General features: G+C 42.7%; 32 protein-coding genes and 1 pseudogene. 31 read left to right on the top strand and 2 right to left on the bottom strand.

All coding sequences use genetic code 11. The annotated features are described in order from the left end of the window. Positions 1 to 221: pseudogene (locus AB6E85_RS08330) on the top strand (hypothetical protein); the annotation flags it as partial. Positions 222 to 274: 53 nt separating this feature from the next. Here the strand turns inward: AB6E85_RS08330 and AB6E85_RS08325 are convergent. Next, positions 275 to 676 carry a YkgJ family cysteine cluster protein gene (locus AB6E85_RS08325; RefSeq protein ID WP_017065706.1) on the bottom strand — a complete coding sequence of 134 codons (402 nt, stop codon included), beginning with the start codon at positions 674 to 676 and terminating at the stop codon, positions 275 to 277. A gap of 209 nt (positions 677 to 885) precedes the next feature. Between AB6E85_RS08325 and AB6E85_RS08320 the strand changes: the two genes are divergently transcribed. From AB6E85_RS08320 to AB6E85_RS08175, 30 genes are all read left to right on the top strand, one after another. After that, positions 886 to 1,047, top strand: a complete 162-nt coding sequence (locus tag AB6E85_RS08320; protein ID WP_017059212.1) for a hypothetical protein — start codon at positions 886 to 888, stop codon at positions 1,045 to 1,047. Continuing rightward, complete coding sequence (locus AB6E85_RS08315) at positions 1,047 to 1,745, top strand: pseudouridine synthase (RefSeq protein WP_243583646.1); 699 nt, start codon at positions 1,047 to 1,049, stop codon at positions 1,743 to 1,745. Before AB6E85_RS08320 ends, AB6E85_RS08315 begins: the two co-directional genes overlap by 1 nt. Before the next feature lie 78 nt (positions 1,746 to 1,823). Further along, positions 1,824 to 2,198, top strand: coding sequence for a VOC family protein (locus AB6E85_RS08310; protein WP_017097421.1), 375 nt, complete (start codon positions 1,824 to 1,826; stop codon positions 2,196 to 2,198). Between the two features lie 96 nt (positions 2,199 to 2,294). Next, the gene (locus AB6E85_RS08305; RefSeq protein WP_248401298.1) at positions 2,295 to 2,903 is read left to right on the top strand and encodes a sugar O-acetyltransferase; all 609 of its coding nucleotides are present in this window, start codon (positions 2,295 to 2,297) and stop codon (positions 2,901 to 2,903) included. Between the two features lie 172 nt (positions 2,904 to 3,075). Then, positions 3,076 to 3,834 (top strand): hypothetical protein, encoded by a 759-nt coding sequence (locus tag AB6E85_RS08300; RefSeq protein WP_372142214.1) that lies wholly within the window; start codon positions 3,076 to 3,078, stop codon positions 3,832 to 3,834. Positions 3,835 to 3,963: 129 nt separating this feature from the next. After that, complete coding sequence (locus tag AB6E85_RS08295; protein WP_372142213.1) at positions 3,964 to 4,374, top strand: cytidine deaminase; 411 nt, start codon at positions 3,964 to 3,966, stop codon at positions 4,372 to 4,374. Positions 4,375 to 4,508: 134 nt separating this feature from the next. Next, on the top strand, positions 4,509 to 4,859 hold the full coding sequence (locus tag AB6E85_RS08290) for a hypothetical protein (RefSeq protein ID WP_372142211.1): 351 nt from the start codon (positions 4,509 to 4,511) through the stop codon (positions 4,857 to 4,859). A 237-nt stretch (positions 4,860 to 5,096) separates the two neighbouring features. Next, a complete protein-coding gene (locus AB6E85_RS08285) occupies positions 5,097 to 5,231 on the top strand; it encodes a hypothetical protein (protein WP_102478925.1) in 135 nt (44 codons plus the stop codon). Between the two features lie 77 nt (positions 5,232 to 5,308). After that, a complete protein-coding gene (locus AB6E85_RS08280) occupies positions 5,309 to 5,722 on the top strand; it encodes a GFA family protein (protein ID WP_372142209.1) in 414 nt (137 codons plus the stop codon). Positions 5,723 to 5,830: 108 nt separating this feature from the next. Next, a complete protein-coding gene (locus AB6E85_RS08275; protein ID WP_372142207.1) occupies positions 5,831 to 6,676 on the top strand; it encodes an MBL fold metallo-hydrolase in 846 nt (281 codons plus the stop codon). A 38-nt stretch (positions 6,677 to 6,714) separates the two neighbouring features. Continuing rightward, positions 6,715 to 7,272: a nucleotidyltransferase family protein gene (locus tag AB6E85_RS08270; protein ID WP_372142205.1), complete on the top strand. Its 558-nt coding sequence runs from the start codon at positions 6,715 to 6,717 to the stop codon at positions 7,270 to 7,272. A 139-nt stretch (positions 7,273 to 7,411) separates the two neighbouring features. Beyond that, positions 7,412 to 7,828 (top strand): NUDIX hydrolase, encoded by a 417-nt coding sequence (locus AB6E85_RS08265; RefSeq protein WP_050646685.1) that lies wholly within the window; start codon positions 7,412 to 7,414, stop codon positions 7,826 to 7,828. A gap of 45 nt (positions 7,829 to 7,873) precedes the next feature. Beyond that, positions 7,874 to 8,212, top strand: a complete 339-nt coding sequence (locus AB6E85_RS08260) for a GFA family protein (RefSeq protein WP_048615768.1) — start codon at positions 7,874 to 7,876, stop codon at positions 8,210 to 8,212. Between the two features lie 482 nt (positions 8,213 to 8,694). Further along, positions 8,695 to 9,612, top strand: coding sequence for a class I SAM-dependent methyltransferase (locus AB6E85_RS08255; protein WP_372142203.1), 918 nt, complete (start codon positions 8,695 to 8,697; stop codon positions 9,610 to 9,612). A 161-nt stretch (positions 9,613 to 9,773) separates the two neighbouring features. Beyond that, positions 9,774 to 10,151, top strand: coding sequence for a VOC family protein (locus AB6E85_RS08250; RefSeq protein ID WP_372142201.1), 378 nt, complete (start codon positions 9,774 to 9,776; stop codon positions 10,149 to 10,151). 43 nt (positions 10,152 to 10,194) lie between these two features. Beyond that, positions 10,195 to 10,602 (top strand): VOC family protein, encoded by a 408-nt coding sequence (locus AB6E85_RS08245; protein ID WP_017057354.1) that lies wholly within the window; start codon positions 10,195 to 10,197, stop codon positions 10,600 to 10,602. A gap of 148 nt (positions 10,603 to 10,750) precedes the next feature. Continuing rightward, positions 10,751 to 11,182 carry a DUF2000 domain-containing protein gene (locus tag AB6E85_RS08240; protein ID WP_372142199.1) on the top strand — a complete coding sequence of 144 codons (432 nt, stop codon included), beginning with the start codon at positions 10,751 to 10,753 and terminating at the stop codon, positions 11,180 to 11,182. Positions 11,183 to 11,262: 80 nt separating this feature from the next. After that, the gene (locus AB6E85_RS08235; protein ID WP_372142198.1) at positions 11,263 to 11,682 is read left to right on the top strand and encodes a GNAT family N-acetyltransferase; all 420 of its coding nucleotides are present in this window, start codon (positions 11,263 to 11,265) and stop codon (positions 11,680 to 11,682) included. Between the two features lie 34 nt (positions 11,683 to 11,716). After that, complete coding sequence (locus AB6E85_RS08230; RefSeq protein WP_372142196.1) at positions 11,717 to 12,151, top strand: GNAT family N-acetyltransferase; 435 nt, start codon at positions 11,717 to 11,719, stop codon at positions 12,149 to 12,151. Positions 12,152 to 12,239: 88 nt separating this feature from the next. Continuing rightward, positions 12,240 to 12,596: a hypothetical protein gene (locus tag AB6E85_RS08225; RefSeq protein ID WP_372142194.1), complete on the top strand. Its 357-nt coding sequence runs from the start codon at positions 12,240 to 12,242 to the stop codon at positions 12,594 to 12,596. A gap of 36 nt (positions 12,597 to 12,632) precedes the next feature. Then, positions 12,633 to 13,103, top strand: coding sequence for a GNAT family N-acetyltransferase (locus AB6E85_RS08220; RefSeq protein WP_372142192.1), 471 nt, complete (start codon positions 12,633 to 12,635; stop codon positions 13,101 to 13,103). A gap of 88 nt (positions 13,104 to 13,191) precedes the next feature. Beyond that, positions 13,192 to 13,536 (top strand): VOC family protein, encoded by a 345-nt coding sequence (locus tag AB6E85_RS08215; protein WP_048611172.1) that lies wholly within the window; start codon positions 13,192 to 13,194, stop codon positions 13,534 to 13,536. 119 nt (positions 13,537 to 13,655) lie between these two features. Continuing rightward, complete coding sequence (locus tag AB6E85_RS08210; protein WP_009846821.1) at positions 13,656 to 14,072, top strand: VOC family protein; 417 nt, start codon at positions 13,656 to 13,658, stop codon at positions 14,070 to 14,072. Between the two features lie 52 nt (positions 14,073 to 14,124). Beyond that, on the top strand, positions 14,125 to 14,547 hold the full coding sequence (locus tag AB6E85_RS08205; RefSeq protein ID WP_372142190.1) for a GNAT family N-acetyltransferase: 423 nt from the start codon (positions 14,125 to 14,127) through the stop codon (positions 14,545 to 14,547). 85 nt (positions 14,548 to 14,632) lie between these two features. Next, positions 14,633 to 15,040, top strand: coding sequence for a GNAT family N-acetyltransferase (locus tag AB6E85_RS08200; RefSeq protein WP_372142189.1), 408 nt, complete (start codon positions 14,633 to 14,635; stop codon positions 15,038 to 15,040). A 67-nt stretch (positions 15,041 to 15,107) separates the two neighbouring features. Continuing rightward, positions 15,108 to 15,689, top strand: a complete 582-nt coding sequence (locus tag AB6E85_RS08195) for an HD domain-containing protein (protein WP_050649965.1) — start codon at positions 15,108 to 15,110, stop codon at positions 15,687 to 15,689. Positions 15,690 to 15,810: 121 nt separating this feature from the next. Continuing rightward, a complete protein-coding gene (locus AB6E85_RS08190; RefSeq protein WP_372142188.1) occupies positions 15,811 to 16,203 on the top strand; it encodes a hypothetical protein in 393 nt (130 codons plus the stop codon). Positions 16,204 to 16,380: 177 nt separating this feature from the next. Beyond that, entirely contained in the window at positions 16,381 to 16,638 is a 258-nt protein-coding gene (locus tag AB6E85_RS08185; RefSeq protein WP_050634388.1) for a hypothetical protein, read from the top strand. A gap of 139 nt (positions 16,639 to 16,777) precedes the next feature. Further along, positions 16,778 to 17,782, top strand: coding sequence for a S66 peptidase family protein (locus AB6E85_RS08180; protein WP_372142186.1), 1,005 nt, complete (start codon positions 16,778 to 16,780; stop codon positions 17,780 to 17,782). 151 nt (positions 17,783 to 17,933) lie between these two features. Continuing rightward, positions 17,934 to 18,404, top strand: coding sequence for a DUF302 domain-containing protein (locus AB6E85_RS08175; RefSeq protein ID WP_372142184.1), 471 nt, complete (start codon positions 17,934 to 17,936; stop codon positions 18,402 to 18,404). 176 nt (positions 18,405 to 18,580) lie between these two features. Here AB6E85_RS08175 and AB6E85_RS08170 read toward each other — a convergent pair whose 3' ends face one another. Further along, complete coding sequence (locus tag AB6E85_RS08170; RefSeq protein WP_050646672.1) at positions 18,581 to 19,540, bottom strand: NAD(P)H-dependent oxidoreductase; 960 nt, start codon at positions 19,538 to 19,540, stop codon at positions 18,581 to 18,583. Between the last annotated feature and the right edge of the window lie 139 nt (positions 19,541 to 19,679).

The following is a 19,679-nucleotide window of genomic DNA, read 5'->3' as shown; positions in this document are numbered from 1 at the left end:
CTTTTAAAGGTTCTAGCAAGCCTTTATTGACGGGGAAGTTCATGATTTTTCCGTGCGTATCAGTGCAATTGACTTGTTATCTTGCTGATTATACTGGCGAACTGTCTCCAGATGCCGAAATCGAAGAGCTTAAGTTTGTTGATGGCAATGACAGAGCGGTATGCTCATTGGCAGCACTGGTTGCGCTTGATTGGTTAGAAGCGAACCAGTATTTGGCTTAAGGTTTTAGCGGCTATTAGCTAATGCTGAAGATTGATCTTCAAGAGATCATCGTTTACGAATAGCTTGAAGGGCGGCTGTCTTTCATCAACAGATCGAGTTTCCTTTGAGCTTTCTTCGTGTCTTGTAAATCCACCACCTCAATCATTTCACACTCATCTCGTACCATCTCATTAATCAGGCTTGGGTAGTGTCGGCAATCTTCTGGTCGGTCTAAGTAAATACTACACGTGTACTTGGCTTGAGCCTTGGTGTCTTTTGTCGGAACCAGCTCCAGAAAAGGGCAGCGAGTTAAACGTTCACCAGATTCAGGGTCAAACCAAATCTCGCTTCCTCGAACATATTCAAAGATGTCTGGGTTGAACAGCTCCCACAAATCGATCTCTTCTTGAGTCGCGGCAAGGTCGCCATCTCCGTATTTGATACAGCATTTTCCGCATTGATTACAATCTTTCATTATCGACTTCATTGGTTGGTGAGCTTTTATCATTTTACCACTGATAGGCGTGGCACGTTGACTTTGTTGTTCATGGTTAAGCCGTTACGGGGTGGGAACATGGAATAGCGGCACTTAAAATCAATTTATCTATGCACCACCACTCCAATCAAGGCTGTAAACAGTGATACAATTTGCGTCTCTCACGTTATTCAAGCAAAGGCATCAAAATGAGAACCGTATACACCACCGAAGGCAACATTAACGCAAAGAAACAAAAAGAGGCTTACCCAAAGCTCGCTTTATGTGACAAGTGCGTTGGTGATTATGTGGTTATCGAACAAGGTGAACGAACTTACAAGCCTTGTGCTAAATGTGGTGCCGACGATTAATGCGCCTTGATAAATACTTATGTAAAAGCACTGACCTAACCAAGCCTGAAGCGATTGAACGCATCCATAATGGCGAGGTGAACGTAAACAGTGAAACAATCACCGATGAATCGACTCAGGTTCATGAAAGCAACACCATCTTGTTAAATGGCACGCCGCTTAAGTTGCGTGAATTTCGTTACCTTTTAATGCACAAGCCTGCGGGTACTATCTGCTCCAATATCGACGAAGTTTATCCTTCATTGTTCAACTACATCGAGATAGACAAAGCATCAGAACTGCACATAGCAGGGCGCTTAGATGCTGACACCACAGGCTTAGTCTTGATTACCGATGATGGGCGATGGTCATTCAATATTACGCTGCCAACCAAGTCATGTAAGAAGGTGTATCGCGTGACATTGTCACGAGATATCAAAGACGATGTCGCTGATAAGTTTAAAGCGGGCATTCAATTGCAGGGCGAGCAAAAACCGACGCGTCCGGCAGAGCTCGAGGTGATTACCAGTAAAGAAGTGTTGTTGACCATTACAGAAGGCAAGTTTCATCAAGTAAAACGAATGTTTGCTGCGGTCGGGAATCGAGTTGTTGGCCTACACCGTGAACAGATTGGTGACGTTCGTTTGGATGTTGAAGCAGGCCAGTGGCGTTATCTAACTAAAGCCGAAGTTGACTCATTTCAGCAAGATTCTCAATAAGAGCTCTCAATAAACGCCGTAACTACTTAAAGCGTTAAGCGTGTCAGCACCAGAATATCAACACTATAAGGATGTAGGATGGAAAACCTCAAAGTCTCAGAAATTAAGTCTTTTGTACCCGCGAAAGACTTCGATTTATCTAAACGTTTTTACCAGTCAATCGGCTTTGAAGTGATGTCTGAATTTCACGATATCGCCTATCTACGACACGGAGGTTGTGCGTTCCTTCTGCAAAACTTTTATGAACCTGCGCACTGTCACAATTACATGATGCACTTGCTGGTTGAAGACGTAAAAAGTTGGTATCAACACATCCAAAACTCTAATGTAGTGTCGGAATTTGAAGTTACCGTTTCCGAGGTTGTTGAACAGCCATGGGGAATGCTTGAGTTTTGTATCACTGACCCAAGTGGTGTGCTGTGGCGTGTGGCTGAAAACATTAGGCCGCGTTAATTCATCCAACTTGCATTAAGGCCAGTGAAAACTTCAAATTATCCATCTGTTTCTTTATTTATGCCGACATAAGGCAATGATCAAATAGGTTCAAACATGGATATAAAGGCTAAAATGCACAGCCAAGACGTTTACTACTGTGACGACGTTGATTTGGTTGCTGAGCAAACTCAATGCTTAGAAGTGCTATACGATTTCAACCACACTCGCCCGAGTGAAGGTGATAAACGACAACAAATCATAAAGCAGTTGTTCGCCGAAGTCGGTGAGGGCTGCTACATTGAACCACCATTACATGCGAACTGGGGGCGTCACACGCACCTAGGCAACAACGTATACGTAAACTTCAATCTAACTTTGGTCGATGACACCGACGTATTCATCGGCGACAACGTGATGATTGCGCCTAACGTGACCATTGCAACTGGCACACATCCCATCAGCCCAGAACTCAGGCTAAAAGCGGCGCAGTTCAATGTTCCTGTTCGTATTGGCAACAACGTATGGCTTGGCGCGCACACTGTCGTACTTCCCGGTGTCACTATTGGTGAAAACTCAGTAATAGGCGCAGGCAGCATCGTCACCAAAGACATCCCAGCCAATGTCGTTGCAGTCGGCAACCCATGCAAAGTGATACGCGAAATCAACGAACGCGACCGAGAGTATTACCACAAAGATCGCCGCATTCCAGATGAATTAAAGTAAGCGATCTTTCACACGCCTGAAATTGGCTGTGACATAAGTCATTGTTATTCAATGACTTAGTTGTATGTTGCTTGCCTGTCTTAGAAACTAGACAGAATTATTCAGTATTTAATTGCAGAATTTTTCTGTCTAATAGCTGTTAGGCATTTAATGGTAAGGGAGAGTTTTCCATATGGAAATGTATGAAAAAGATGTAATCAAGTTCTTTAAATCAATCGACATGAATGCAGCGAAAATATTGGAATGTGATAAAAAAACACCAGACTTTCTACTTGAAGACTATGAGACCACTTTAGTTGAACTAAAAGTTAAACTTGATACTAAAGAATCACTTACAGAAAAAGAGTCAGTATTCTCTGATGGTAAAGTGTTTGAGCACGCAGAACATATTGCCTACACAGGAAAAATAGCAAATGTTGTGAAGTCTGCAAATAAGCAGCTTAAAGCACAAAAACGGGCAACGAAGAGTAAATTCTGTTTTCTATTTTTTATCGCCGATGGTGTCAGTCCTTCTTCGCAATTAAAGCAGCTAGAAATGACTTTATATGGTGCAAAGGCTGTTTGTCAAAAAGGCGTAGTTCAGGCTAAATATTGTTATTATTTTGGTGAAAGTCAATTTTTTAGGTACCGAGACATATTAGACGGTGTGTTTATGGGCAATGCTGCTAGAGGGACGGTTGCTCTTTTCCTTAACAACTTGTCGGTAAATTATAATGACCTTCTTAATTCTGCCTTCTTAGAAGCTTTTCAACAGCGAGTACCAGTTATTGATCCCACAGAACTAGAGAGAAATGGCAATATCTATATGATTACAGATAGTGTAGACAGGCGAGATAGTCAGTTGGTATTGCGGCATTTATTTAGTAAGTATCAAATAGAGAATGGCTCTATTCGTGAATTTATAAATAACAGCTTTTCTGCTCAACTGTGAACGTACTTAACAAGCCTTTAAATCTGATTCGTAAACGCGTGCCGAACTCGGTCCAATCAAACATGGCACACGTTCACTCAACGCTAAAGGTAGCGTTATAGTGCTCGATAAAATTGAATATGGATGATCATGGATAATATCGAAAGAGAGCTTTATCAAGCAGCAGTAGAACTAGTAAAGGTTCGGTATCCATCTGGTTGGGGTGGCGCAGCGGCTGTTCGAACAGTTTCAGGAAAAATATTAACAAGCATTGCTCCTGATACAAAAAATGATGCTCTTTCACTATGTATGGAAGTGGGGGCGTATTTAGAGGCTCACAAACTCAATGAGCGAGTGACCCACTCGTTATGCCTGTGTCGTGAAAGCGAGAACGATGAGTTTTTAATCTTGTCACCATGCGGGGTTTGCCAAGAGCGCCTTGTTCACTGGGGTGGGGATGTGAAAGCAGCAATTACGACTCCAGATAATTCATTGGTTTTTAAAGCTATACGTGAACTAATGCCTCACCATTGGTCACTGGTAAACGGTAAAGCACTATAACAATCTGTTTAAGGTTGATTTGCAACACGTGGCGTTTTCACTGTGCGTTGCGCTTAGTGTTTAAGGTGGGATGCGGGCGCTTTTGTATTGCGTTACTCATGCTTTAGCAACGCGTTATGCTCAAGGAGGGAATTTTGCTCGATTTGTTTAAAAAAGTGGTTCTAATTAACCTCTCTGCTGCACTTGTAGTTATAGCTTTAGCCCAGTTTGTTCCTTTCTTCGCGACTACTCAGTTGGTCGACTTCCTGTTCTTTGTTGTCATCGTTATATGGATTTTAGCGAAACTAATGTGGGAAGGTGGTATCCATAGTAAGACAACTCGGTTAGATGATCCGAGTACAGATAAGGTCTACAAAATGGTAGAAGGGCATGATTTCGAAAAAGAGCAACACGAGCACTATCGAATGAACTACCAGACAGGTTTGGTCTTCTTTATGGCCGGTCTACCCGCGTTTATTATTTGTTTGGTTCTTCAATTTCTTTGAGTACGAACATAACAATAAATTTAATAAGATTCACAATGCATGGCATTCGCACTATGCGTAAGTGCAAGTGTTTAAAGTGGTATCACGTTGCTCACCACCTAAGCGGGCGTTATGCCTCGTCATTCTTCCAGAGTTAAAGTAACTACCCATATCGAGTCTTAATAGTTTGTTTGGGTTCACGGTGCTTTTCTTAACCATTTGTTAGAGTGATATTTCAATGAGCAGGGAGGTTTTATAATGGGTACTGTAATCGGTTTGGTGATTCTAGTTGCGATAGATTGGTATCTTGTTCGTAAAACAGGGCTTCATATTCATAAATGGATCTCTAAAAAGTATGCCGCGTATCTGTCGGACAAGGGAAACAAAAAATAGCCTTTCTTATTAAGTCATCGGTACACAAAGCGTTATCGGTTATTCATTTTACACACATGGCAAAGATTGGAGGATTCATGAAAGGTAAAGGAAAGTGCCTATGTGGCTCGGTTGAGTTGGAAGTAGAGTACGCCAGTAATGAATTGGGGGCTTGTCATTGTAGTATGTGTAGAAATTGGTCTGGCGGTCCGATGTTAGTCATTGATTGCGCTGATTCAGTTAAAATATCAGGTGAATCGAATGTTGTGAGATATAAGTCATCAGATTGGGCAGAGAGAGGTTTCTGCGGTAAATGTGGTACTCACTTGTTTTACTTTTTGGTGCCAAATAATCAGTACCACCTTCCTGTCGGTTTATTGATGTCTCGGGATGACTACAAATTAACTCATCAGATATTCATCGATGAAAAGCCCGAATACTACGAATTTAAAAATGAAACACAAAATATGACTGGCGCAGAAGTATTTGCCCACTTTGAAAGTGGAGAGTAATCACTGGGTTTACGGTGTGGCGGTTTAGTTTTGGTGGTTCGTCGTTGCTCAGCGTGACCTTATTTCCGTTGGGCAATGTACGATTCGTGATCATATAAAAAGAGAATTATGAAAATATCGACGCTGGTTGATAACTCTAGACTGGATAACAGGAAAGACTTAGCCGTTGAGCGCGGGCTATCACTGCATATTGAAACTGCATCGCTAAAGATCTTGTTCGATATGGGAAGTGGCGATACGTTTTGTCAAAATGCACCATTACTGGGTGTTGATATCAAGGATGTAGACCTCGCCGTCATATCACACAGACATCATGATCATTGTAATGGCACCGCTGATTTTGTTGCTCATAACTCTAAAGCCAAAGTGTTTCTGAAAAATTGCGAACAGAAAAGCTATCATTTCCGGGCTTTTGGTTTCAAAAGTGATGTCGGGATCAATAAGGATTTATTAGAAAACAGCAATGAGCGGTTAGTCTTCGTCAATCGTACGACTGAAATCGCTCCCAATGTCTTTGCTATTACTGATATTAGCGCGAAACACGAACAACCTAAGGGCAATAAATACCTATATACACAGTCTAAGAATCGACGGGAGCGCGACTCATTTGATCATGAATTACTGTTAGTGATTAAAGAGTCAGACGGTTTAGTTATATTCACGGGATGTGCGCATAGTGGCGTTCTCAATATGGTTGATACAGCCGTTACTTTGTTCCCAGGAGAGAGAATAAAAGCCGTTGTCGGGGGCTTCCATCTAGTAGGGTTACCATTGTTTAATAGCATTGGTGGCACAAAGCAAGACATTAGAGAGCTTGGATTGACGTTGTCTCAATATCCCATCGATAAACTTTATACAGGGCACTGCACAGGTAAGAAAGCTCATGGCTTGTTGAAAGAAGTATTAGGCGAGCGTCTGGAAGCAATGCCAACAGGTAAGTGTATTAATGTGTAGCGTTGGTAAAACCTTAGCTGGATGTTAGTTAGGTCACGATGAATAAACAAAAACTAAAGAACCTCATTCAACAAGTTCCTGAGCTAATCGAAACAGCCAACGTATGTCGTGAGGTGGGTTTGCCAAACTTCTATATTGCAGGCGGCGCCATCACTCAAATAATTTGGAATGATATCGAAAACAAACCGCTTCTAGACCAAATTAAAGACTTCGATGTTGTCTATTTCAATAATGCTTCAGCCCTCACTGAGGACGAATTCAAAAACCGCATTCGTTCGCGGTTAAGTCATCGTGTCGACGTGGATGTAAAGAACCAAGCGACCATCCATGAGCGTTACGCTAAGAAGTTCGGTTGCTTGATTCAACCATACGATCGTGTTGAACAAGGTATCGAGTCTTGGCTTTCTGCGTTTGCTATCGGGTTTACTCTGGATGATTCAGGCGATATCAAGTTGTTTGCACCATACGGTGTAGAGGACGCGTTTGATATGCGGATTAAACCGAATAAGCGAGCAATGACAGAAGCGAGCTACAACAAAATGACCGCTGGTTATAAGGCTAGATGGCAGCAAGTAAAAGTGTTTCCTTGGGGTTGATCGACAGAGCTTTACGAGATCATTCTCAACATTTGGTATTTAACTCGGCTTGGCGTTAGTGGTAAGTTTGAACGCAATCTCAGCATTGTTAGTCACTTAGCTGTTCGTTTGTCTTTTGGTAAGAATTAAGGAGTTTTAAGTGAGTCAGGAAGTAAGAGTAGGTGTCGCTGCGGTTATTCTACGTGAAGGGCGAGTGTTACTTGGAGAACGAATTGGTTCTCATGGGGCTCATACATGGGCAACGCCGGGCGGACACCTTGAATGGGGTGAGAGCATTGAAGAGTGTGCCAAACGTGAAACACTTGAAGAGACTGGCCTTGTTGTTAGTGGATTTGAGAAGCTTTCTTTTACCAATGATATTTTTGAGAAAGAGAACAAGCACTATATAACGCTGTTTGTTGTTGCTTCTGACGTTAGCGGCGAACCACAGGTGACAGAGCCTGATAAATGTAAGCAATGGAAATGGTTTAAGCTAGATGAGTTACCTGAGCCATTGTTTCTTCCTCTGACGAATCTGTTGAGCGATCCAGTCATCCTTGCGAAGCTAGCGCAGTAATGCAAATTGTTAGTTCGTTGCTATGCGAATACAGGGAATAATCAAATGGAATTAAAGTGTCACTGTGGAAACGTGAGTTTAGAACTGAGTTCGCTTCCAGATGAAGTCGGGGAGTGTAATTGTTCTATCTGCCGTCGTTATGCTGCCGCTTGGGCGTATTTTTCTCCAGAGCAAGTTCAGATCAACTTGAGCGAGAAAACTGAGTTTTATTGCTGGGGCGATAAAGAAGTCGAATTTCATCGTTGTAAGTCATGTGGATGTTTAACGCACTATGTAACGACAGAGAAATGCTCCGCAGATATTTTGGCCGTGAACATGAGAATGGCCGAAAATGAAGTGCTTGCAAGTATCCCAGTGCGTAAGATCAATGGTGCAGCGTACTAAGTCAACTAACAAGGTACTTTGACCACGCCTTGCAGTATTGAAACGGTAGGTTTGGTGGTACCAAAGGAGTGTTCTATGTTCAAGTGTCCTAATTGTGGGGCGTCGGTTTCTATTAAAGAGAAATCGAAGCTGCATCCTTCCAAGCACATGCCATGTAAACAATGCGCTCAAGTATTGAAGCCCTTTACTGCTTATTACTATTCACTCTTCTTTGTTGCCCCTTTTACGGTTTCGACTTCAATGAATTATGCTGGGTTTAGCACTTTAGGTGCCATTGTGCTTAGTTTTGTATTGGTTTACGTGTTGTTAGTGTGTCAGCCAATAAAGAAAGTCTCGCATAGCCCTCTAGAATAAAAAGAAGATTCTTAACCTTTGGTACTTTGGAGCTAAGTCTGAGTTTATGCATCAAGATTTATGGTTTTAGGTTGGTGTCTTGTTTCCCATGACATAATACGGAGTAAGTTTTTATAGAAGGGGGCTTTATGAGTGATTCGATTTTTAGAAAAGACGGCACTGCCCAAGGTGTGGCAAAACAGCGTTATATCGAAACCTTGGCTAAGCCTAATCAGCGCGTGATTAACGACCCTTATGCAAAACGGTTTGTTTTAGGCGCAAGTCTGATCAAACTCATGGGGCATAAGCTTAGCGTTTGGATAACTCAAAAGTTTGCCCCTGGTTTTCATGAGCACCTAATCTCTCGCACCCGCTTCATTGATGACCTTGTCGAAAAGAATGCGGCGAGTGGCTCAGAGCAATACATCATATTAGGGGCAGGGTATGACTTGAGAGCTCATCGCCTTGAACTGCCTTCTTCGTTGAAGGTTTTTGAAGTGGACCAGCCCGAAGTTCAAGTTAGAAAGCGCTCTAAGCTGCCTAAAGATTTGCCTAACGCGAGCAATGTTACCTATGTCGGCGTCGATTTTAATCGCCAGTCACTCACAGAACAGCTCTTGGCGGCGGGGTTCGATCAATCGAAGCGCACGATCATTACCCTAGAAGGTGTTTCGCAATACATAAGCAAAGACGCGAAATCCTCGACCATTAAAGAGCTGTCTGAGCTTACGAAACATTGTGGTTCTACTTTCTTTATATCGTATGTCGATGAATCGCTAAAAAATGATCCTGAAGCTTGTTTTGGTAAAGGGTATCCCAAGGCGACGAAGCGAGCGGAAACCATTAAAAACTTATCCGCAAAGGTAGGTGAACCTTGGGTATCGTTCTTCAACGCTGAAGAGATCGAAGCATTGTTGTCTGAAAATGGTTTTGCATTAACACAAAACAAGACATTGGCTGATCTGAATGATGAGTACTTTACCCCTGTCGGTAGAAGGATTCCTGAACATCACATCTTCAAGCTAGAACACTTTGTCGTGGCAGAATCCAATACAACAGCGACCTAAATTGGCTAGTCGATTGAAGCCTGACGACGGTTGGTTACTTTCTTTGTGCCACACGTTGAGCCCTTGGCTTTACGTTTTAGTGGGTTGATATGTTTGATTTTGCTTCGAAGAATAAGGGCGTTGAGATAATCTTTCTGCTCATCGAATCTTAAGGTAAGAATATGATTGACCACGTTACCGTCTCCGTAAGTGACTTAGAAAAAAGCCGAACATTCTATGAAGAGGCGTTTCGCCCACTTGGGTATAAAGTCGTCTTTGGAGAAAAAGGAAAGTTCTGGGCGTTTGATTTAGGAAAAGGCTTTTTATTTGAGATATGCAGTTCGAACGTAGAGCGGCCTTTAACGAGTTTCCACATTGCCTTTCGGGTCGCCAACCAACAACAAGTCCATGAGTTTTATGATGCTGCGCTGTTGGCCGGAGCTAAAGACAATGGTGCTCCAGGGCCCCGTCCACATTACACCGAAAATTATTACGCATGTTTTATTCATGATCCAGACGGACATAATATTGAAGCTGTTTTTGATAAGTGGGCATCCTGAACCGTTTTTCCATATTTCTAAGTGCACGTGCAAAGGATAAATCATGACGTTAAGAGTAGTTCCGGAGCTTTATTGTTTCGATATTAATGTGAGCAAATCCTTCTTTGTCGATGTGTTAGGGTTTGAAGTGAAATACGAGCGCCCAGATGAGGAGTTTGCTTATCTAACGCTTGATGGTGTTGATGTGATGCTTGAAGGGATTGCGGGCAAAAGTCGAAAATGGCTTTCAGGTGATCTGGAGTTACCTTTAGGGCGTGGCGTTAACTTTCAATGGGATGTTATCGACATCGAATCTCTATATCAGAGAGTTAACGAAAGCGCCGCTGATTCTATTTACTTAGCGTTAGAGTCGAAGTCTTATCAATGTGGTGATTCGATCGCGACTCAGAAGCAGTTCATCGTTCAAACTCCAGACGGTTATCTGTTTAGGTTCTGCCAAGATATTCATTAAATCATGACCTTGTGGTTTAACGAATACTGGTCTTTGCTCGGAATTATTGGATGGACTAAATGTATTAACTGAGTACTAAGGTTGCATTGCTCACGCCCCAGTAATGCGTTATACAAATACTGTGATTAGGAATGAATTAGGATATGTAGTGAGCCATTTACCAGACGAAAGCCAAAAACGATTCATAGCGGTTTTAAGCAAAAAGATGGATTTAGGAAGAACATTGAACGTGCTAGGGCACTTGAGCGTTGGCCTATCTAATCAATTAGAAAGTGACGAGACTTGCTACGTTGACTATGAAGACTTTGATGGCAATGTTCACCCTAATTTATCTCATTACCCTTTCATCGTGCTGAAAGCAGACAACTCAAATAAGCTTAGAAAAGTGCGTGAAGAAGCCTTCAGCCGTGGTATTAAATTTACCGATTTTACAAGCTCAATGATCGAAGGTGGTTCTGTTGAGCAGCAGCAACGAACCAAAGAAATCAAAGAAGAAGACCTTGAGTATCTTGGTGTATGCCTGTTTGGTGACACGGAGATTCTACGTGAGTTTACAAAGAAGTTTAGCTTGTATAAGTAACTCACTTTAGTGGTTTAGCTATCTGCTAGTAAGTGCATCGAACATGTTACATAAGCCGTTAATCCAGAGATAGGAAGTCAATGGAATACCAATTAGATATCGAGCCCTCCGATGACGACATTAATGAAGTCAGAGGCGGGTTAATCAAACACAACACACCGTTTCTGGAAGGGATCCCCAAGTCTCAAGTTGCTTACTATGCGATGGAGGAAGGCAACAAAGTCGGTGGCATTATCGCTGACCTTTGGGGAAACTGGTTACTGATTAAGTTCTTCTGGGTCGACGATTCGATGAGAGGAAAGCAAGTAGGTAGTGAGCTACTTGAGCGTATTGAAGAGTATGCGAAGTCTCAAGGTTGTACGTCGTCATTGGTCGATACATTAAGTTTCCAAGCGAAGCCTTTCTATGAGAAACGAGGGTATGAATGCCAGATGGTGTTAGAAAATTACCCTGTAGATTCCTCGCTATCGTTTCTCACCAAGTCGCTCGTCAAAAAGTAGCGTATTAAGCGCCCGTTTATACAAGGAGAGTAGAGTGGTCAACATTCGGGAAATGGCAATTTCAGACTACGACTCAGTGATCGCATTGTGGTGCCAGACTGAAGGCATGAGTATTCGCGATGCCGATTCGAAAGAAAGCACTGCGAGCTATTTAGATCGTAACCCCGGTTTGAGTTTTGTGGCTGAAAATAATAACGAGATCATTGGCGCTGTGTTGGTCGGAACGGATGGACGTCGTGGGTATTTACAACATTTAGCTGTCTCGGCCAACTTTAGAGGGCAAAGGCTAGGTTGTAAGCTTGTCGCAGAGGCGGTCAACGCACTTGCAGGGTTAGGCATCCCGAAGACCCACTTGTTTGTCTATAACGACAACATCAACGCTCAACAGTTTTACGAAAAGTTGGGCTGGTTTCCTCGAGATGAAGTTCGAATGTACTCGTTTAATAGCTCGGATAATAGTAACGTTTAGCCTTAACGGTTCGTGCGGGCTGAGATTGAATTTGTAACAGATTCGCGGGCATCCGCCCAATATCAAAACAATCCTGGAGTATTTAGAAATGTTGTTTTCTAGTCTGTCTAAACCATTGGTTCATGGCTCCGAGTTATGTTCTGAACTGCTCAATTTCTTAACCGAGCATAAGAGTAATTTCGAAGAAAAGTTAATCCCTGATCTGTCATACATCGATGATATGGCACATGTGGTGAACGGTATCAAAATCAAAGACGTTCTACACATCAATGCGAATCAATACCGACTTCAATATTCGTTTGATTGGGAGTTGTTTCTAGGTTGTTCAGATCGGAACGAAACCGGTGTAGAGAATGGAAGTGTTCTATTCACACTTGAGGATGATAACGTTCTTAATATCAACTTCCCAAACTACGTTTCTCGAGACACTAGCGATGAGCTCTAGTCGGTTTTTCGTGCGTGTTATACAGAAGGAACAACAATGATAATTATCGAAAAGCTTGAAGAATCCCATGTGGCGTTAGTTCAGGCCATCCAACTCGCCGATGAACAGGTTAAGTTCGCTGGTACAGCTGCAGAGTTTTTATTAGACGATAGTGAAACGACGCACTTGCACGTGATTAAGTCTGATAACGAAATTGTTGGTTTCTTTAAGCTGGATATCGCTTACGCAGAGCACTACGAATTCTGCCCTGAAGGAAGCATTGGCTTAAGAGCTTTTGTGCTCGATAAAAACCAGCAAGGTAAAGGTTTAGGAACTCGCACGGTCAAAGCTTTGTTTCCATATTTAAAAGCGAATTACTCAGCGTATCAGTCGATTTACTTAACTGTGAATTGCAAAAATCCGGCAGCATTCAACTGTTATAAGAAAGGCGGCTTCGAAGATACCAGTGAGCAGTATTTAGGTGGCGCAGCAGGCCCGCAATTTATCATGCGTGGTCAAATTGCTTAGTAATATGAAACCGACTAATTGTTGATGAGAAATACCTGCGCAGCTGTATGCAGATTGAGAGTTTTAAAGAACACGAGAAGGAAATTTGATGAAGGTTCAATATCTTGAAGTGGTTACCCCAGAAGTCGATGTTGTTTGTGCAACATACGCTCAGCTCTACAACGTGAAGTTCAGTGGTGCAGATGTGAACCTTGGTGGGGCGCGCACTGCAAAGCTATCTAATGGTGGGGTAATAGGCATTCGAGCACCGCTTCGTGAAACTGAAGAACCAACTGTTCGACATTACACGCTGGTTGATGATATCCAGTCTGCAGTAACTGCAGCCGAGAAACTAGGCGCCGAAGTTGCGGTGCCGCCAATGGAGTTACCACGTCACGGCATGTGTGCCATTGTTATTCAAGGTGGCGTCGAACTCGGATTCTGGGAGTTATAGGTGGTGCATAGCTTTTAGATTTTGAAGGACGAGATACTACGATTTATGATGCGACACCTAGTGTCTTTCCCTGCTTCATGGCATCATTCCACGCAGCTAAAACCCCAACAAGGTATGTTATGAAACAGAATATTGTCCACATTGCACTCGTGGTAAAAGACTACGATGAAGCGCTTGATTTCTATGTAAACAAGCTTAAGTTTGATCTCATCGAAGACACGTATCTACCAGAAGAAGATAAGCGCTGGGTTGTTGTTGCTCCACCAAATTCAACAGGTGTGAGCCTATTACTTGCTAGAGCTTCCAAGCCAGAGCAACACGATTTCATCGGCAACCAAGCTGGTGGACGCGTATTCCTATTCTTAAACACCGATGACTTCTGGCGTGATTACGAACGTATGACGTCTTTGGGCATTAACTTTGTCCGAGAGCCTAAAGAGCAAGGCTACGGCACCGTTGCTGTGTTTGAAGATCTTTACGGTAACTTGTGGGATCTGCTTCAGTTAAACCCTGAACACCCTATGGCTAACAGGTAGAAAAGCTTAGCCCACAACCTTAATTCTAGTCATACGGATTGGCAGGAGCGACATGGAAGTCACAAGGTATCAACCCAAGTATTTAACCGCTTTACAGGCGCTCTATCTAGAATCAAGACAGGACACCTTTCATTGGGCTGATGCCGACGCTTTTAAGTTATCCGATTTCGAATTAGATACAGAAGGTGAAGAAATATGGGTCGCCGTTTCTGGCAATAAGGTTTTAGGTTTTGCCTCTGTTTGGAAACCTGAAAGCTTTATCCATCACCTCTATGTTTACCCGCGAACGCTACGTTCTGGGGCAGGCTCTGCTTTACTCAATACCTGCAAACGACATTACTCTGGTCTGACATTGAAGTGTTTGACTGCCAATGAAAACGCCATTGGCTTTTATCAGTCGCAAGGTTTTGTTATCTCATCCACAAGAGGAGAGGGATTAGAGCGTTATCACTTAATGACGTACCAAGCTTGGTAATAATAAGCTTAGTAATAACAATCATGGCAATCACAAGCCCTGCAATTACAACAAAGATCATCAAGTCCGGAGTTAAACCGAGAATATGGAAATAAAACAGCTTTCAGCGACGGAGGTACTTCCGGTTAGGCATCAAGTGCTTTGGCCTGATAAACCGATGTCGTTTTGTATGGTGCCAGATGACGAACATGCAACGCATTACGGCGCGTTCATTGGTGAGCAGTTGGTTTGTGTCGCGTCTATCTATATCCAAGGCCATGAAGCGAGGCTGAGAAAGTTTGCCACGCTGCCTGAATTCCAAGGGCAGGGAATCGGTTCAAACGTGATTGATCATGCAATCTCTAACCTCAAAGATTTAAACATCCACTATTTTTGGTGCGATGCGCGTACAACGGCTTTAGGTTTTTATCAAAAATTTGGGATGGCTGTCGAAGGCTCTGAATTTGAAAAATCGGGCGTTGCGTATTACAAAATGTCGGTTTATTGGGAGTAACGACCCTTTGTCGCTCTTTTAACCCTCAGCTCGGATAAATCATCAACTTAAGTTAAGGAAGCTCATCGTGGAAGAAATCAAAGGCATTCTGCAATTCATGGTCGAAATTGAACAATTAAAGGATGTTCATCGACAGACAAAACCAGTTGGATTGGACCGATATGAAAACTCGGCCGAGCACAGTTGGCACGTCTGTTTGAGCGCGCTCATGTTGAAAGACTATGCCAATGAAGAAATCGATATTACCCGAGTAATGAAGATGTTGCTGATTCATGACCTTGGGGAAATCGATGCAGGAGACACTATCATTTATGCCAGTGAAACCGAAGAAAACAAGCTCAAAGAGAGAAACTGCGTCGAGCGCTTGCTCAAATCATTGCCGAGCCATTTAAGCACCGAGTACTTGGATCTATGGCTTGAGTTCGAAGCGGGTGAGTCGCCGGAAGCCAGATTTGGTAAGGCGATCGATAGAGTGCCACCTTTGCTTCATAACATCCATGGTGGTGGTCACAGCTGGAAGAAGCACAACATATCCAAAGACAAAGTACTGACCTTCAATGGCGAGCGTATTTCTAAAGGCAGTCGTGTTCTATGGAAAGAGCTAGAAGTGCAACTTGAAGGGGCTGCGGACAAAGGACTATTAAAGTAAAAGTTAACTATCTTGCCAAGTAATGGCAAACAAGTTTCACCTAACAACGTTTAAATTTAACCCGGGAATTCATAGTGTTACTTGAGAGTAGCAAGCCCATAGTTGAAGGAATAAGAACCACATGAAAACCACTGCTTTAGCTGTATTGTTACTTGGCGTTTCCGGTTGTGTATTTGCAACCGATAACAATATTGAAGCTATCGATTACCAAGTGTCGGTCACTGTCGAGGATTCTGAATCAAAGCTCAACTTCCCAACCTTTAAGTTCCACTCTTTCGGTCAGGAAGTCTCATCTCAAACTGAAGAGTGCATTTATTCGGGTGTTCTTTCTAAGCATGAAGCTAACGCTATTCTATTAGAGGCCAAAATGTCATGCGATTATGAAGATGGTGAGTCTAGCGGTGATATGCCGGTTTTTATTCTTGATAAAGAGGGTGGAGAAGTAAGTATAGAGCTTGGAGAAGATGAAGCAAACCTGTGGAATTACTCGGTTCTAATTAAAGCGCTTAACTAAATTTTGTCCTGCTATCAAACTCCCGCAATGCCAACTAAAGTAGATTCAAGATACATGGCACTTATCTAGTGTCTCATTTCTTTCTAATATAACTCTAATGGACAACAATAAGTTCGAGAACCGACTGATAACTTGTTAGTATGGGTCAACTTTATAAATGTTAGCTGGCTTATATAAATGCTTGATAATAAGTATATTAAACACCCTTACCACTGTGAGCAGTGCAACGCACTTACCCCGCACCTTGCTGTTAACGCTTCCGATACTGAATCTAAAGCGGACGCTGAATCTGAAAAGAAACAATGGAAGTTAGGCGTGTTGATGGAGTACCTGATGACGTTATTGTTTAGAGGTGACCATAATGTTCCCGGTTTTTATGTCGACAGTGATTACGAATACCAATGTGAGAAATGTGGTACTAAATCGTGGCATTGATTGGGGATGAAAATTTGATTCAACCTTAATTTTTGAGCTCTAATCCCGAAATCAACTCGCTTAAAGAACTCGTTCGCTTTAAGAATTAGTGAGTTTCAGTCAGGCGTATTATTCCAATTTTGTTATGGAGGACAAACGAGTGATATACCCAAAAGCTTTAAATATCGGTGACAAAATCGGATCTTTCTCACCGTCATCGCCCGCAACGGTCTTTGCACCTAATCGATTTGCTCGTGCTAAACGTTATTTGGAAAAGCAGGGCTTCATTCTGGTTGAAGGTTCGTTAACCGGAGAATCAGAAGGGTATCGTTCTGGCTCAATTCAAGCGCGAGCCGAAGAACTTAATCAGCTCATTCGAGATCCTGACGTGCGCTGCATTATGTCGACCATTGGTGGTAACAACAGCAACTCACTGTTGCCATACATCGATTATGATGCCCTTAGAGGCGACCCTAAGATCATCGTCGGCTATTCAGATGCCACAGCCTTACTGTTAGGTATCTATGCCAAAACTGGATTGGTGACTTTCTATGGCCCGGCACTCGTCGCGTCATTTGGTGAGTTCCCGCCGTTAGTCGACGAAACCTTCCAATCGTTTACTGACATCTTATGTTCGGATTCAAGCCAACATCGGTACACGATGCCTAAGAGTTGGACGGACATTAAACACGATTGGGAAACTCAAGATTCGGCAAAGCCAGTTTACAATAACGAATGGCACTTCATGGGAAGAGGTCAAGTAAGCGGTCGCGTGATTGGTGGCAATCTGAGTACGATGGCGGGGATTTGGGGCAGCGAATACATGCCAGAAATTCAGTCTGGCGATATTCTGCTTATTGAAGATTCGCTAAAAGGCATTGAAGCGGTCGAGCGTTCATTCGCACACTTATTGGCTTGCGGAGTATTCGATAAAGTAGGTGCGCTTGTGCTTGGCAAACATGAACTGTTTGATGACAAAGGGACAGGGCGAACACCACTCGATGTACTTCTTGAAGTGTTGAACGGTAAAAATGTCCCGATCCTGTATGGTTTCGACAGTTGCCACACCCATCCCATGCTAGTCACGCCACTAGGTGTGCAAGGCGCTATTGATTTTGATGACCAAACATTCAAGCTTCAAAGCCAATGGTTAGCGTCGAGTTAACCTAAACTGATGATAATAAGACGCATTAGAAAAGTGATCCTCTCTGCAAACTGAGAATGGAATCGCGTCTATACTGACATGGGTTACGTCGCTGATTTTAGAAGTGGCGCTATGAATGTAAGTTTGATTAGGTTAAATCTCTGAGGTGACGATGAAAAAATTACTACCACTATGCGCCATTTTACTCTCGGCATCATTTTCAGCTGCGGCTTCTGATGGTTTGATTAAATACCAAAGTAATTACTCAGTGAAAGAGACCGCTGACCGCTTTGAAGAAATCGCCAAGAGCAAAGGCTTGACCTTGTTTGCGCGAATCGATCATCAGAAAAACGCGAGTAAGGTCGATCTTGAATTGAGACCAACGGAAGTCATCATCTTTGGTAACCCGAAAGTAGGGACACCATTAATGCAATGTGCTCAAGAAGTCGCGATAGATTTGCCGCAGAAGGTGTTAGTCACTGAGGATTCTAATAAGAAAGTATGGTTGTCTTACAACGATCCTAATTACTTGGTAGAGCGTCACGCGATCAATGGCTGTGACGAGGTCGTTAAGAAAGTATCGGGTGTACTAAGCAAGCTATCAGAAGCGACAGTGGCGAAAAAGAAAGTGAAAGCTAAATAGCTTGATTACTAAGTTGCCAGCTAAGTAGCTACGTAGATAAGTAACTAAATCACAAAGTAATTACGTAGATAAGTAGTTAGCTAATTAGCCTAATACGCAAAGATCCAAAGGTGAGGAGAGCAGTTGAAACGAACTTGCTCTCCTCATCGCTTTATCAGGCTTTTGGCTATTTAAAGCTACGACAATGCAACCACTTCATATTCGTGAATTTTGACATTGTTAGTATCATCAACAGAGACCAACCAGGTTTCGTTAACCACCAATTCAATAGACTCTCCTTTCATTGAAGAATCAGGGAAGGTGTCTGCTTTTAGTCGAACATGCAGGCTAACTTGATACTGCGAACCAATAGGTTTGATCTCCAGTTGTTCGATACCATGAGAACAGTTTGGTTTGAAAGTAGATCGAGCGATTGCATACCAATCTTTAAACCCAGCGTGACCAACAAATTGTCCTTCAGGCATATTGAATACAACGTCAGATGACAACGATTGAGTAAACATCGATTCTTGTGTTGGCAGCGTGTCTAACTGCTCGAACCAATTAGTGACGAACTTACGAACAAGTTCCTCGTCGGAATGAGTGACCTTACGAACCTCATCCATTAGACGCGAAGCATGTTGTTTGGCTCTAGCTTGTACGTCTTCTAACTTGTTATATACGTTAGGGATATAAACCATACCGTGCGTGTATACCGGTGGACGGTAGTTCATGCCTGCAAGATACGCCGTCTGCTGTAGAGGAAACATAAGCTGTTCAATCGTAAAGTGGTTATAGCTCAGTGGATCGTAGGACTCTTTTGGTCCGCCGATGGTGAAAGAGAGGAACAGATCTTTCCCTTTGAGTTTGTTACCTTCTGGCCCGTACGCAAAGTTAAAGGTCATCACATCGTCTAACCATTTCTTTAGTAATGCTGGCGCAGAGTACCAGTAGAACGGGAACTGCAACACAATCACATCCGCTTCAATCAATGCTGCTTGTTCTGCTTCAACATCAATTTTGTAGTCTGGATAAAGTGTATCCAAACGTCGAATTGAAACGTCTTCCATCTGTGTTTCTAAAGTGTCGATGATTAGCGTATTCGTGTATGACTCGGCAAGGTTAGGGTGACCTGAAATAACAAGGGTTTTACTCATGATGACTGTCTCGTTCGCTTAATTGATGGAGTAATCATAAGCTCATTCTTTTGTTAGTTTTAGATGACTAATCCTTAAATAACTATTAGGCTGAAGCTAATAATACTGTGACGAGTGAAAGTAGCGATTGAAATGATGG

The sequence above is a fragment of the Vibrio sp. 10N.247.311.51 genome (assembly GCF_041467855.1).
GTDB lineage: Bacteria > Pseudomonadota > Gammaproteobacteria > Enterobacterales > Vibrionaceae > Vibrio > Vibrio coralliirubri.
The sequence above is the reverse complement of the archived record's forward strand: the minus strand, read 5'-3'. Positions and strand labels throughout refer to the sequence as shown.